At 61.2% G+C, this 13,210-nt stretch carries 12 protein-coding genes; 8 read left to right on the top strand and 4 right to left on the bottom strand.

What is annotated here, in order from left to right; translation table 11 throughout:
• Window positions 1–1,035 (bottom strand): sulfate ABC transporter substrate-binding protein, encoded by a 1,035-nt coding sequence (locus tag IFT66_RS01220; RefSeq protein ID WP_192076573.1) that lies wholly within the window; start codon window positions 1,033–1,035, stop codon window positions 1–3.
• Window positions 1,036–1,352: 317 nt separating this feature from the next.
• Between IFT66_RS01220 and IFT66_RS01215 the strand changes: the two genes are divergently transcribed.
• The gene (locus IFT66_RS01215) at window positions 1,353–1,547 is read left to right on the top strand and encodes a hypothetical protein (RefSeq protein ID WP_192076572.1); all 195 of its coding nucleotides are present in this window, start codon (window positions 1,353–1,355) and stop codon (window positions 1,545–1,547) included.
• Between the two features lie 17 nt (window positions 1,548–1,564).
• Here IFT66_RS01215 and IFT66_RS01210 read toward each other — a convergent pair whose 3' ends face one another.
• Window positions 1,565–2,050, bottom strand: coding sequence for an RrF2 family transcriptional regulator (locus tag IFT66_RS01210; RefSeq protein ID WP_062579533.1), 486 nt, complete (start codon window positions 2,048–2,050; stop codon window positions 1,565–1,567).
• 358 nt (window positions 2,051–2,408) lie between these two features.
• Between IFT66_RS01210 and IFT66_RS01205 the strand changes: the two genes are divergently transcribed.
• The 5 genes from IFT66_RS01205 to IFT66_RS01185 all read left to right on the top strand — a co-directional run bounded on the left by IFT66_RS01205 (window position 2,409) and on the right by IFT66_RS01185 (window position 9,193).
• Complete coding sequence (locus IFT66_RS01205; RefSeq protein WP_062579526.1) at window positions 2,409–3,215, top strand: phosphoadenylyl-sulfate reductase; 807 nt, start codon at window positions 2,409–2,411, stop codon at window positions 3,213–3,215.
• Between the two features lie 69 nt (window positions 3,216–3,284).
• The gene (gene cysD / locus IFT66_RS01200) at window positions 3,285–4,238 is read left to right on the top strand and encodes a sulfate adenylyltransferase subunit CysD (protein WP_192076571.1); all 954 of its coding nucleotides are present in this window, start codon (window positions 3,285–3,287) and stop codon (window positions 4,236–4,238) included.
• Window position 4,239: 1 nt separating this feature from the next.
• Window positions 4,240–5,748, top strand: a complete 1,509-nt coding sequence (gene cysN / locus IFT66_RS01195; RefSeq protein WP_192076570.1) for a sulfate adenylyltransferase subunit CysN — start codon at window positions 4,240–4,242, stop codon at window positions 5,746–5,748.
• 223 nt (window positions 5,749–5,971) lie between these two features.
• Window positions 5,972–8,701 (top strand): ABC transporter transmembrane domain-containing protein, encoded by a 2,730-nt coding sequence (locus tag IFT66_RS01190; protein ID WP_062453552.1) that lies wholly within the window; start codon window positions 5,972–5,974, stop codon window positions 8,699–8,701.
• A gap of 39 nt (window positions 8,702–8,740) precedes the next feature.
• Window positions 8,741–9,193 carry a cyclic nucleotide-binding domain-containing protein gene (locus IFT66_RS01185; RefSeq protein WP_062454806.1) on the top strand — a complete coding sequence of 151 codons (453 nt, stop codon included), beginning with the start codon at window positions 8,741–8,743 and terminating at the stop codon, window positions 9,191–9,193.
• 198 nt (window positions 9,194–9,391) lie between these two features.
• Here IFT66_RS01185 and IFT66_RS01180 read toward each other — a convergent pair whose 3' ends face one another.
• Entirely contained in the window at window positions 9,392–9,874 is a 483-nt protein-coding gene (locus IFT66_RS01180) for a class I SAM-dependent methyltransferase (RefSeq protein ID WP_113109650.1), read from the bottom strand.
• Between the two features lie 43 nt (window positions 9,875–9,917).
• Complete coding sequence (locus tag IFT66_RS01175; protein WP_192077109.1) at window positions 9,918–11,195, bottom strand: nucleotide sugar dehydrogenase; 1,278 nt, start codon at window positions 11,193–11,195, stop codon at window positions 9,918–9,920.
• A 171-nt stretch (window positions 11,196–11,366) separates the two neighbouring features.
• On the opposite strand from IFT66_RS01175, the gene IFT66_RS01170 reads away from it, so the two are divergent.
• Both IFT66_RS01170 and IFT66_RS01165 read left to right on the top strand, forming a co-directional pair.
• Window positions 11,367–12,479 carry a glycosyltransferase family 4 protein gene (locus IFT66_RS01170; RefSeq protein WP_192077108.1) on the top strand — a complete coding sequence of 371 codons (1,113 nt, stop codon included), beginning with the start codon at window positions 11,367–11,369 and terminating at the stop codon, window positions 12,477–12,479.
• Window positions 12,476–13,207, top strand: a complete 732-nt coding sequence (locus IFT66_RS01165) for a polysaccharide deacetylase family protein (protein ID WP_192076569.1) — start codon at window positions 12,476–12,478, stop codon at window positions 13,205–13,207. Before IFT66_RS01170 ends, IFT66_RS01165 begins: the two co-directional genes overlap by 4 nt.
• Window positions 13,208–13,210: the final 3 nt, after the last annotated feature.

Raw genomic sequence — 13,210 nt, 5'->3', positions numbered from 1 at the left:
TTATTTGCCCGGCTTGTAGATCTGGTCGAAGATGCCGCCATCGCCGAAGTGTTCCGGCTGCGCCTTTTTCCAACCGCCGAAGATCGGGTCGTCGATGGTGACCAGCTTGATATCCGGCAACTGTTTCAGCAATTCAGGCTTTACCACATCGCGCCTCGACGGACGATAGAAGTGCTTGGCCGCGATGTTCTGGCCTTCGTCGGAATAGAGATACTGAAGATAGGCTTCGGCGACCTTGCGGGTGCCCTTCTCATCGACTGTCGCGTCGACCACCGCAACCGGCGGCTCTGCGAGGATCGAGATCGGCGGCACGACGATGTCGAAAGCGTCCTTGCCGAATTCCTCGCCGGCCAGATAGGCCTCGTTTTCCCAGGCAAGCAGCACGTCGCCGATCTGGCGCTGCGCAAACGTCACGGTGGAGCCGCGGGCGCCGGTATCGAGGACAGGCGCGCGCTTGTAGAGATCGGCGATATAAGCCTTGATCTTGTCCTGGTCGCCCTTGAATTCTTCATTGGCCCAGGCCCAGGCCGCCAGATAGTTCCAGCGGGCGCCACCTGAGGTCTTCGGGTTCGGGGTGACGATCGAAACGTCGCCCTTGACCAGGTCTCCCCAGTTCTTGATGCCCTTTGGATTGCCCTTGCGCACCAAAAAGACGATCGTCGACGTGTAGGGCGAGGAATTGTTCGGCAGGCGGGAACGCCAGTTTTCCTTGATCTTCCCGGCCTTCTGGATGGCGTTGATATCGCTTTCCAGCGCCAGCGTCACGACATCGGCACCCAGACCATCGATGACGGAGCGGGCCTGCGCGCCGGAGCCGCCATGCGACTGGCGGATGGCGACATCATCGCCACCTTCTGCCTTCCAGTGCTTGGCAAAGGCTGCGTTGAAATCCTTGTAGAGCTCGCGCGTCGGGTCATAGGACACGTTGAGGAGCTTGGTGGCTGAAAAAGCCGGCGCCACGCTGCCGGCGGCAAGCGTTACGCCGAGCGCCAGTGCCAGAAGCCGCTTCGATATCCCATCGGTAAAATTCAGCATGAATGCCTCCCCTGTGATCTGCCCAAACTCTACCGAGCCGGTCGTCTTAGTCAATCGACGGCGAAACCAAGGCAAAACTGTTTCCCTTTGGTGGGCTGCGGCGACAAAGGCGCGCTCCTTCAGGGCCAAGCGGCGAAACGGCAGCGTTGGGAAAAGCGGAGGACGGGGTAAGGCAATCCGGGAAGTTGGTCGGGTTTGGCGCGTGAGAGGTAAGGCAATATTCGTTTGATTACGTCCTGAGAGCAGGAGATGATGGCTTGTCAGATGTTCGCAAAGGCCGATGCCCGGTTTGACGCGTGGCTGCAGGGAGGAATCCGATGAGCGTTGACTGGCGAGACCTGCGCGGTGAGCTTCCGGATGACGTCCGCGCAAGGCTCGATGACAGACGGGACGAACGCCGGCTGGGTCGGGCTTCTTGCGGCGATGGGGAACTGGTTCTCAAATCGCCGGACGGAAAGACGCAAGGCGTGCATTTCGATCCCCTTGTCGACGTGAAGACCCCAGGCGATTAGCAGGGCGAAAACTAGGCTCAGGCCGACAGCAGTTCGCGTACCTGTCCGGCGTCGGCAGCGTCAGTGTCCGCTGCGGCCACTTCGACCCCTGCCCCTTCCACCGCATCGGCGATGGTAGTGCTGAACAGCACGTCGCGGGTGGCGTCAGCAACGCGGGCGAAGACGTGGCGGATTTCGCAGAGGTGTTCGCCATCGCAATCATCGCATTTGCGGTAGGCGGTCTGGGACAGGCACGGCAGAGGCGCGATCGGTCCGTCAACCAGACGCAGCACTTCGCCGAAGGTGATGGCGTCGGCGGGCCGCAGGAGAAGATAGCCGCCCTGCTTGCCGCGCCGCGACACGACGATCCCCGAACGTTTGAGGTCGAGCAGGATCTGCTCCAGAAACTTCTTCGGAATGCTCTGCTGAACCGCGATCTCGGAGATCAGCATCGGTTCTTCAGGATCCGCCTGCGCCAAGGCCGTCAGGGCTCTCAACGCATATTTCGCCTTCTGGGATATCATACCGCGACCACTAACAGCAGCGCCGCCGCAAGGCCGAAATCGGTCTCACGTCGCCGCTAATTTTCCTCTGGGCATCCACGATGAAGCCGCAACCGGCATTCGCGAGGAGCAGGCCGGCACGCGGCGATGCCGCAATGCAAAACCTGGTCCTGGGATAGCGCAAATGGCAAGAAATTACAAACCAATGGCCGCATTGGCGGGCAAATAAGGCTCACATTTAGTTAAGGCGTCGGGTTTTCTGTGTAGGCGGAGCTTTGGAGAGATATTTGCTCCCGCAGTCCGAAGGTTGAAACGGCTTTTCCTGTCTTTCCGCAACGGGTCCGACAATAATCTTGCCATTGCTTACGGAAGATGACCGATGACCTTTCAGGACGTGGCAAGACTTGACCATCAGGCACTTGCAGCAAATCTCGATACTCGCCTTGCAGGCCTCGACCTTGCCGGTCGTTTGTCGCTTGCATCCGAACTTGGCCGCGCCGTTTTCACCACGTCGCTCGGGATCGAGGATCAGGTGATTACCGCTGCGATCGGCATGCATCGTATGCCGATCGAGGTATCGACGCTGGAGACCGGCCGGCTGTTTCGCGAAACCGTCGATCTGATCGCCGAGACCGAAGCGCGCTACGACCTCGAGATCATCAGGTTCTACCCTGATAAGGACGATGTCGATGCGTTTGTCGAGACCTACGGCATCAATGGTTTCTATGACAGCGTCGAAGCCCGCCACGCCTGCTGTCGTGTGAGGAAGCTGGTGCCGCTCGCGCAAGCGCTGTCCGGCGCCGAGATCTGGATCACCGGCCTTCGCCGCGGCCAGTCCGGCAACCGGGCGACGACGCCGTTTGCCGAATTCGACGCCGAGCGCAACCTGATCAAGATCAATCCGCTGGCGGACTGGGACATCGACCGCATCAACGCGCATGTCGCGGCCGAGCATATCCCGATCAATCCGCTGCACGCCCGCGGCTATCCGTCGATCGGTTGCGAGCCCTGTACCCGCGCCATCAAGCCGGGCGAGCCCGAACGGGCCGGCCGCTGGTGGTGGGAAAACGACGAAAAGCGCGAATGCGGTCTGCATGTTTCGGAAAGTCACGCGTCTGACGCGCAGGCCTCCGAAGACCCCGCGGCCCGCTCCTCGGTCATCCAAGGGGCAAGCGCCATCGGATGATCCGTCCGGATCGCAGCGCCTGCCGCCCTTGCCATCTATGTTGTGTCTTTAAGAATACCGGAGACTGAAATGCCCCTGTCAGTACAGGAAACGGAAATCAAGAACCCGCCCGTTTCCCGCCCGCCGCTCGATCCTCATCTGAAGGCCCTCGAAAACGAAGCGATCCACATCTTCCGGGAGGTGGCGGCCGAATTCGAAAACCCGGTCATGCTCTATTCGATCGGCAAGGATTCCTCCGTTCTGCTGCATCTCGCCCGCAAGGCCTTCTTCCCGGGTCGCGTGCCCTTCCCGCTTCTGCATGTGGACACGACGTGGAAGTTCAAGGAGATGATCGAGTTCCGCGACAAGATCGCAGAGGAGTACGATCTCGACCTCGTGGTCCACAGCAATGTCCGCGGCAGGCAAGAAAACATCACGCCGTTCACCCATGGTTCGTCCTTCTATACCGACGTGATGAAGACCGAGGCGCTGAGGCAGGCGCTGGATGCCGGCGGTTACGACGCAGCCTTCGGCGGCGCGCGACGCGACGAGGAAGCAAGCCGCGCCAAGGAACGGATCTATTCGTTCCGCACGCCTGACCACAAATGGGATCCGCGCAACCAGCGGCCGGAACTGTGGAACGTCTATAACGGCATGATCCGCAAGGGTGAAAGCGTGCGCGCCTTCCCGCTGTCGAACTGGACCGAAGTGGATATCTGGCGCTACATCCAGGCGGAAAACATTCCGCTGGTGCCGCTCTACTACGCTGCCGAGCGCCCTTACGTGGAGCGCGACGGAATGATGATCCTTGCCGAAGACGAGCGGCTGGAACTGCTTCCCGGCGAAGAGATCAAGCATGGCTCGATCCGGTTTCGCACGCTCGGCTGCTTCCCGCTGACAGGCGCGATCCGCTCGACGGCGTCGAACCTCGAAGAGGTCATCGCCGAACTGGAAATTGCCACCGTTTCCGAACGCCAGGGCCGCGCCATCGACCGCGATCAGTCGGGTTCGATGGAAAAGAAGAAGCGTGAAGGATATTTCTGAGATGAGCGTGACAGCAACATCCACCGCCGCTTCGGCCACCATTCTGCCTTTTGCCGAATCCGCTGCCAAGATCACCCGTGACGTGCGGCCGCTGCGGCTGATCACCTGCGGTTCCGTCGATGACGGCAAGTCGACCCTGATCGGCCGGCTTCTCTGGGATACCAAGGCCGTCAAGGAAGACCAGGCGGTGACGCTTGCCCGCGATAGCGGCGGCCAGAACGATCTCGGCCTGCCGGATTTCGCGCTGCTTCTCGATGGTCTCCAGGCCGAGCGCGAACAAGGCATCACGATCGACGTCGCCTATCGCTATTTCTCGACCGAGAAGCGTTCGTTCATCGTGGCCGACACGCCCGGCCATGAGCAGTATACCCGCAACATGGCAACCGGCGCCTCGACGGCCGATCTCGCCATTCTGCTCGCGGACGCCCGCGTCGGGCTTCTGGAACAGACCCGCCGGCATGCGACGATCGCATCCTTGATGGGCATCCGGCAATTCGTTCTCGCGGTCAACAAGTTCGACCTCGTGAATTACGACCGCGAGATCTTCGACCGGATCAGCCATGAATTCCGCGAATTCGCGCTGTCGCTCGGCGTTCGCCAGATCACCGCGATCCCGATGTCGGCGCTGAAGGGCGAAAACGTCGTCTATCCCGCCACGTCCACGATGCCGTGGTATGAAGGCCCGACGCTGGTCGAGGCGCTGGAACTTGCGACGACCCGCTCCACCCAGACCGGTGGCTTCCGCCTTCCCGTCCAGCGCGTCTCACGTCCCGGCGAAAGCTTTCGCGGCTATCAGGGCACGGTTGCGGGCGGCTCGATCAAGCCGGGCGACAGCGTCGTCATCCTGCCATCGGGCACGATTGCCAACGTCAAGCAGATCGTCACCTTCGACCTCGTGCGGAACGCTGCCGTCGCCGGCGACGCGATCACGCTGGTGCTCGACCGACAGGTGGATGTGGCGCGCGGCGACGTGATCGCCTCGCTCGACGGCCAGCCGATGAGCGGCGTCAGCTTCGAAGCGCAGATGGTGGCGTTGCAGCCTGGCGGCATCGAGCCGGGCAAGCGCTACTGGCTGAAAAGCGGTTCGCGCCGCCAGCGCGTGACGGTGGAGCCGATCTTGCAGCTCGACCTGCAGTCGGGCAGCTGGGCTCCGCATGCGTCCAGCCTCGACATGAACGCGATCGGCAAGGTGCGCCTGTCTTTCGAAGAGCAGGCGGTGTTCGACACCTATGAGCAGAACCGCTCGACCGGCGCCTTCATCCTGATCGACCCGGATACGCTGAATACGGTCGCCGGCGGTATGATCACGGCCAAGCGCGGCGAACTCGGCGGCATTCGCCGTGGCGAGCCAGTGCAGGGCGACCGCGTGATTCTCTCCCTGCCGGCCGATCTTGCCGAACTGCTGATGGCAACCGACGCGTTTGCCGCCCGCCGCGACGACGTTGAGATCCGCAGGGTGAGCGGCGCGGAAGCTGCCGAAATCCTGACATCGGGCGACAAAGACCGTTGATTTAAAACAGGAATTTTTAAACACTGATGGGCCGGGGTGCATAACCCGGCCCTTAGCCATCCCGGCAGGTTTGCCACACTTGGCGGCGAACCAATCGCCTAATCAAGCAGCATCGTGCACGAGACGTTTGCACAAGCGGCGGATCCACCTATATCATGCCTCCCTTCACCCTTCCGGGAGGCGCGCTGTGCAATCCAGCCTCGGGAACTGAGATCCGTTGCCGATGGAAAAACATCTACTTCGTTATATCTGGAATCATACGCGACCGCAGCAGTTATGGGTTCTCGCGATCGTTCTGATTTCGATGATTCCGTACTTCCTTGCGTTCGACCTTCCCAAGCAGATCATCAACGGGCCGATCCAGGGTGAAGGGTTCGAGATGGCGGCCGCAACCCGGCCCTTCCTCGCATTCCAGTTCACCATTCCTTTGACGCAGTGGTCCTTCGGTTTCGAAGGCTTCGAGCTCAACCGGCTGGCGACGCTGATGGCGCTTTCGGGCGTGTTCCTGCTGCTCGTCATCGTCAACGGGTTGTTCAAGTTCTACATCAACACCTACAAGGGACGCCTGGGCGAACGGCTGCTGCGCCGTATCCGCTACGAACTGGTGGACCGTCTTCTGCGGTTTCCGCCAAGCACGATGCGGCAGATCCGCGGTGCGGAAGTCTCCAGCATGGTCAAGGACGAGGTGGAGCCTTTCGGCGGCTTTACCGGTGACGCTTTCGTGCAGCCGGCCATGCTGGGTGGACAGGCGATCGCCGCCCTCACCTTCATTCTTTTGCAGAACCTGTGGCTCGGGCTGATCGCAGCCTTCATGGTGGCGATCCAGGTCGGCATCATTCCGAAGATGCGCCGTCGCCTGATCGATCTTGGCCGTCAGCGGCAGATCACCGCCCGGCATCTGGCCGGCAAGGTGGGCGAGATCGTCGAGGGCATGGACACGATCCACAGCTACGACACCAGCAATTACGAGCGTGCCGACATTTCAGACCGGCTGGGGCAGATCTTCCAGATCCGCTACGACCTCTACCGGTGGAAATTCATCGTCAAGTTCGTCAACAATTTCCTGTCGCAGCTGACGCCGTTTCTCTTCTATTCGATCGGCGGTTATTTTGCCTTGCGCGGCACGCTCGACGTCGGCCAGCTGGTGGCCGTCATCAACGCCTACAAGGACCTGCCGGGCCCGCTCAAGGAACTGATCGACTGGGACCAGGCACGCCAAGACGTTCAGGTGAAATACGAACAGGTGCGCGAACAGTTTGAGCCGGGCGTGCTGATCGCGCCGACGCTGCATGCGCTCGCCCACGATGTGCCTGACCATACGCCGTCTCCCCTCGCCGCGCTCAACCTCACCATCGTCGATGGCAGCGGCGCCCATATCGCCGAAAACGTGACACTCAAGATCGAGCCCGGCGAGTTGGTGGCGATGATCGACAATGCCGGCATCGGCGCCGAAGCGACGGCGGAAGCTTTCGGCCGCATCACTTGGCCGGCCTCGGGCCGCGTGATGCTGGGCGAGGTCGACCTTCTGGAACTGCCGGAAGCGGTGACCGGGCGTCAGGTCTCCTACGCGTCGGCCGACAGCTACTTTTTCCACGGGACGCTCAAGGACAATCTTCTCTACGGTCTCAAGCACGCGCCCGCCGTGCAGGAGAAGTCCGCAGACGAGCCCAAACACAAGAAGCTGCGGCGGCGCTGGAAAATGAGCGAAGCCGAACGCGCCGGAAACACGACGCACGATCCGTCCGTCGACTGGATCGACCGTCGATCCACCTCCGTATCGGAAGGCGGCGAAGACGATGTCAAGCAGTCGGTCTTGAGGGCCCTTGATGCGGTACAGCTGACAGCCGACGTGATGGAACTGGCCTTGCATTCCTATCTCGACCCGGCCGAACACGAGGAACTGACCGGTCGTGTCGTCGAGATGCGGTTTGCCCTGCGCGAGGAACTCGCCAGTCAGGGGCTTGGCAATCTCGTCTCCTATTTCGACTTCAGCGCCTACAACACCGAAGCGACGGTGCGCGAAAACCTGCTGTTTGCGGCGACGCGCCAGTCGGCGGAACTGGATATGGAACTGGCCGAGGGAGAGTATGTCTTCGAAGTGTTGAAGACGGCTAATCTGTTCGACCTGTTCTACGACATGGGACTTTCGATCGCCGAAAACCTGTCGGAAATCTTCCAGGGCCTGCCGCCGGAACATCCGCTGTTCCAGCAGCTCGAGCATATCACCACCGACGATATCGCGTTCTACGAGCAGCTTTTGAAGCGCAAGCGCAGCCGACGGGACTTCAAGCCCAGCGAGGACGACCGGCGCGCGGTGGTCAAGCTCAGCCTCTACTATATCGAGCCACGCTACCGCTTCGGCGTCCTGACCGCCGAGATCATGAACCAGATCGTTGCCACGCGCGACATCTTCTATGCCAACCTGCCGGCATCGCTGCGCAGCCGGATCGAGCGCTACGATCCGCACAAATACATGGGCTCGGCGACGCTTCGCGAAAACATCCTGTTCGGCAAGCTGTCGCAACGCAACGCCGACGCGCCGACCAAGATCCGCAACGTGGCAGGCAAGCTGCTGCGCGAAATGGGTCTCTATGAAAGCTTTATCGGCATCGGGCTGGACTACGACATGGGCGCCAGCGGCCGGCGACTGACACTGGTCCAGCGCCACAAGCTGAGCCTTGCCCGAGCGCTGGTGCGGCGCTCCAATTATTACATCTTCAACAAGCCCCTTCCGGGCCTCGATCGGAGGGCTCAGGAAGAAATTGTTAAGAATGTGCTTCACTTCCTCGCTCAGCAGGACAATAATCCTTCTGTGGCGTGGGTTTTGTCGAATACTGCCCTGTCACGATTGTTTCATCGTGTTATCGTATTCGACAAGGGATCCGTGGCCGAAGACGACTCTTTTGAGGCTCTGGATACAAAGAGTGGTATTTTTAAATCGTTGGTGGCATAATATCGCAGCCGCCAACAAGATGACCAAATGGTGGAAACCATGTTGCTCAACGATGAAGTGCAGTTGCTGAAGAAAGTTCCTTATTTTTGCCGGGTCGATCCGTGCAAACTTAAGCTGCTTGCCTTTACCTCCGACCGCGTTCTCTACGAACCGGGGCAGGATATTTTCTCACAGGGCGACAGCAGCGATGCTGCCTACGTGATCCTGTGCGGAAAGGTCGACATGATCAGCGGTTCGGCGAATTCCGAGACCAAGATCGGTGAGGCCGGGTGCAATTCCATTATCGGCGAGATGTGCCTTCTCTCCAATTGCTCGCAGGCCGTGACAGCACGGGCCGTGACTGAGGTCGATGTTCTGCGCATTACCAAGGATGCCTTCTTCAAGGTGATCTCCGACAATCCGCGCATGAGCATGGAAATCAGCCGGACGCTGGCCGAAACGATCCGTGGTGCCCGCATGGACGACATGCGCCGGGACCGTCAGCACGCCTGATTGCCCGTCATCGGCCGTTATCCACAGATTATCCACAGCCTTTCCCTCGGCTCATCCGCGGGTCTTTGAGCGCGCAAACGATGCCATTTGCGCGCGTTGGACACTCGGTCAGCGATGCTGACGACAGGTTTTCTCTGACCTGAATTTGTGGCGGAACACGGGCGTGGCGCTGGTCCTCACGCCCGTTTCACGGCCTGTTTATCGCTTGCGATAATAGAAATAGCGGCCCTCCTCCACACTGGGCAGGCGCGGCAGTTCTTCAAGATCGGGGTGGTCGAGCGGCAGGCCGCTGACGGCATAGGCGCCCGACGCGAGCATGCCAGCCGCCATTTGCGGCAACCACTGCAAGGTTCTCGCATCCGCATCCGGATAGCCGGTGCCGATGTCCGCATGCACGAGGGCAGCGTTCTTGCCGACATATTCCTGGCCGGTATCCTTGATCTCTCCCAGCACGACGTCGTTTTCGGACGGTGCTTCGGTACGGTGGGCGCCGTTGGAGCGGTCGAAGGCGAGGATGCGGCGGTCGGCGAACAGCTCGCGCAGATGGCTATAGGTGCGGCCGTTGCCGATGCCGACCTCGTAGACATCACCCGAAGCCGGCAGGCCGAGATCGTTCTTGATGTGATTGAGGATGTCGCGCTGCGCGGTCATCCGGTTGATGAAGCTGTCCAGTCTGCTCATTGCTTTCCCTTTTCCGGCGATCAAGCGTTGAGATAGGGCACGGTTACGCCTTGACGATGGTTTGCGACGTGATGCCGCGATTGGCCATCGCATTGCGGGTATCAACGACCAGCGGCGCACCATCGGCAATCGCCTGGTAGTCGAAACTGTCGTGGTCCGTGGCGATAACGACGGCATCGAAATCCGCGAGCTGATCGAGCGGGACCGACTTGCGACCCATCAGGTGACCGTATTCCCGGGTGCGTGGCACTTCGGAGACGTAAGGATCGTGATAGGCCACGTCGGCGCCGCGTTCCAGAAGCAGTTCCATCAGCCTAAGCGACGGGCTTTCGCGGATATCCGGCACGTTCTTCTTGTACGCCAGACCGAGGATGAGAACCCGCGAACGGCTAAGCGCCTTGCCGAGCATGCGGTCGAGCGCTTCGGCCAACCGGTCGACGACATAGCGCGGCATCGCCGTGTTGATCTCGCCGGCAAGTTCGATGAAGCGGGTCGGCTGGTCGTATTCGCGTGATTTCCAGGTGAGGTAGAACGGGTCGATCGGGATGCAGTGACCGCCGAGGCCCGGGCCCGGATAGAAGGGCATGTAGCCGAATGGCTTGGTCTTGGCGGCGGCAATCACTTCCCAGACGTCGATGCCCATCCGCGCGTAGACGATCTTCAACTCGTTCACGAGCGCGATATTGACGGCGCGGAAGACGTTTTCCGTGAGCTTGACCGCTTCCGCGGTGCGGGTGCCGGAGACCGGAACGATGGTTTCGACGACGGCGCCGTAAAAGGCTGACACCATGGCAGACGCCGCCTCGCCATCGCCGGCAACGACCTTCGGGATGGTCGAGGTCTGGAAATCGCGGTTGCCGGGGTCTTCGCGTTCCGGCGAATAGCCGAGGAAGAAATCCTCGCCCGCAACCAGCCCGGTCTTTTCGAGGATCGGCTTCATCACCTCTTCGGTCGTGCCGGGATAGGTGGTGGATTCGAGCACGACGAGCTGGCCCTTGCGCAGGGTGCTGGCGATCTGTTCGCAGGTTTTCGCGACATAGGAGAGGTCCGGTTCGCGGTGGCGGGTGAGCGGCGTCGGCACGCAGATGGTGATCACGTCGCATTCGGCAAGGCGTGCGAAATCCGTCGTCGCTGCAAAACGGCCGGCATCGCGCTCGGCGGAAAGCACGTCGTCGGGCACGGCCTCGATATAGCTCTTGCCCGCTTCGATCGCGGTCATCTTGGACGGATCGATGTCGAAACCGGTGACCTTGAAGCCGGCGCGGGCGACCGTCATGGCGAGCGGCAGGCCGACATAGCCGAGGCCGATGACGCCGATCATTGCGCGCTTGTCTTCGATGGCGGACAAAAGATCCGTCGCCTGTGGCGATTGCTGGTTCAAGGATGGCACTCCGGAGGCATTCGAACTGGGAAGCCATCAGGTGAGCCCAACGACTGGCTCTGTCAAGAGATCGGGCTTTTCACGCTGGCGTGACGGATGCTATCCCACAGCATGGACATCGCTTTCTACGCGCCGCTGAAATCGCCGAACCACCCCGTTCCCTCAGGCGACCGGCTGATGGCGCGCCAGTTGATCGAGATCCTTGGGGTCAAAGGACACAAGGTCGATCTGGTTTCGGAGTTCCGCGCGTTTCTGCCCGAGCAGACCTCGTCGACTGGGGAACGCGATGCGCAGGCGGCGCACGAGGTCGAGCGGATTTCGACTGAGTGGGAAAGACGACTGGCACTCGGCGAGAGGCTGCCGGACCTGTGGTTTACCTACCACCTTTATTACAAGGCGCCGGACCTGATCGGCCCTGCCCTCTGCCGCCGTTTCGACATTCCCTATGTGACTGCGGAAGCCTCCTATTCGCATCGGCGCAATTTGGAGCAGTGGGCGGAAGCGCAGGAGATTGTGGTCGATGCGGTCGCACTGGCGGCGACCAATATCTGTTTCACCGGACGCGACGGCCGAGGCCTTGCAGAAGTGGTGCCGGATGCGAAGCTTTCGCGGCTGTTTCCGTTTATCGATCCGACGCCCTATCTGGCCCGCGAGCCATCGCCCAAACCGGGGCGGCTGGTGGCTGTCGGGATGATGCGGCCGGGCAACAAGTTTGCCTGTTATGCAGCGCTTGCCGATGCTCTGAAAACGATTTCGCATCGTGACGACTGGCACCTCATAGCAATCGGCGACGGGCCGATGCGGGCTGAGGTGGAGGCTCTCTTTGAGGGGGCGCTTGCCGGGCGGGTGGAGTGGATGGGCTTGCAAAGCGCCGAGGAGGTTGCAGCGCTGCTGTCAACCGCAGCGGTCCTGACATGGCCGGGGGTTTCGGAGGCCTACGGGCTTTCCTATCTGGAGGCACAGGCATCCGGCGTGCCTGTCGTGGCGGAAAACGGCGCCGGCGTGCCTGAAGTGGTGACGGACGGGATCGGGGGTATCCTGACGCCGCCGAGAGATGCGGTTGCCTATGCGGCGGCCATCGAGCGGTTGCTGGACGACGAGACGGAAAGGTGGCGACTTGGCCACGGGGCGCGCGATTTCGTCGTGTCGCAACGATCGATCATGGCTGCGGCTGATCGGCTTGACCAGATCATCACCGCCATAGGCGCAAAGGAAAAAGCATGACCGAAAACGACCTGAGGCTGGCGCTCGACAGGCTTGCAGACGACGGACGGCGGGTCGATTTCTGGCTGCGCGACGATGACGCTGTGGAACCGACGGAACAGCTGGCAAAGCTTGCGACCATGACCGATGCGTTTTCTGTGCCGGCGACGCTTGCCGTCATACCGGAAAAGACGGGTGCCGATCTCGCATCCTATCTCGACACCCAGCCGCATCTCGACGTCGCGGTGCATGGCTGGTCGCATCGCAGCTATGCGGGTGCGGGAGAAAAGAAGCAGGAACTGGGGAGCCATCGCCCCCTGCCCGATATGGTGTCCGAGCTGAAACGCGGGTTCGACAAGCTGGCGGCGCTGCACGCTTCGCGCTTCGTGCCGATGCTGGTGCCGCCGTGGAACCGGATCGCGCCCGAACTGATCGAGGCGCTGCCGGGGCTCGGTTTCAAGGCGCTTTCCACCTTCGGGCCGGAACAGGCGGCGCCGGTTGCGATGCTCAACAGCCATGTGGATATCATGGACTGGCACGGCACGCGCGGCGGACGCCCGGCTGCCGATCTCATCACGGAAACGATCGCGCTGATCGAGGCACCGGACCGGGCGCCCGTGATCGGCGTGCTCGGGCATCACCTCGTGCATGACGACAGTGCCTGGCACTTTCTCGATATGCTGTTTGGCGTGACGGCAGATCACCCCGTCTGCCGATGGCGTTCGGCCCGCGACCTGCTCAAGCTCTGATCA

The sequence above is a fragment of the Rhizobium sp. CFBP 13726 genome (assembly GCF_014841925.1).
Taxonomy (GTDB): Bacteria; Pseudomonadota; Alphaproteobacteria; order Rhizobiales; family Rhizobiaceae; genus Neorhizobium; species Neorhizobium soli.
The sequence above is the reverse complement of the archived record's forward strand: the minus strand, read 5'-3'. Positions and strand labels throughout refer to the sequence as shown.

Bases quoted from the DNA above. Each gene is read 5' to 3' on its own strand.
- IFT66_RS01170 (WP_192077108.1), top strand. From the start codon at position 11,367: ATGGACATCGCTTTCTACGCGCCGCTGAAATCGCCGAACCACCCCGTT.
- IFT66_RS01190 (WP_062453552.1), top strand. From the start codon at position 5,972: ATGGAAAAACATCTACTTCGTTATATCTGGAATCATACGCGACCGCAG.
- cysD (WP_192076571.1), top strand. From the start codon at position 3,285: ATGCCCCTGTCAGTACAGGAAACGGAAATCAAGAACCCGCCCGTTTCC.
- IFT66_RS01220 (WP_192076573.1), bottom strand. From the start codon at position 1,035: ATGCTGAATTTTACCGATGGGATATCGAAGCGGCTTCTGGCACTGGCG.
- IFT66_RS01180 (WP_113109650.1), bottom strand. From the start codon at position 9,874: ATGAGCAGACTGGACAGCTTCATCAACCGGATGACCGCGCAGCGCGAC.
- IFT66_RS01210 (WP_062579533.1), bottom strand. From the start codon at position 2,050: ATGATATCCCAGAAGGCGAAATATGCGTTGAGAGCCCTGACGGCCTTG.
- IFT66_RS01215 (WP_192076572.1), top strand. From the start codon at position 1,353: ATGAGCGTTGACTGGCGAGACCTGCGCGGTGAGCTTCCGGATGACGTC.
- IFT66_RS01175 (WP_192077109.1), bottom strand. From the start codon at position 11,195: ATGATCGGCGTCATCGGCCTCGGCTATGTCGGCCTGCCGCTCGCCATG.
- IFT66_RS01205 (WP_062579526.1), top strand. From the start codon at position 2,409: ATGACCTTTCAGGACGTGGCAAGACTTGACCATCAGGCACTTGCAGCA.
- IFT66_RS01165 (WP_192076569.1), top strand. From the start codon at position 12,476: ATGACCGAAAACGACCTGAGGCTGGCGCTCGACAGGCTTGCAGACGAC.
- cysN (WP_192076570.1), top strand. From the start codon at position 4,240: ATGAGCGTGACAGCAACATCCACCGCCGCTTCGGCCACCATTCTGCCT.
- IFT66_RS01185 (WP_062454806.1), top strand. From the start codon at position 8,741: ATGTTGCTCAACGATGAAGTGCAGTTGCTGAAGAAAGTTCCTTATTTT.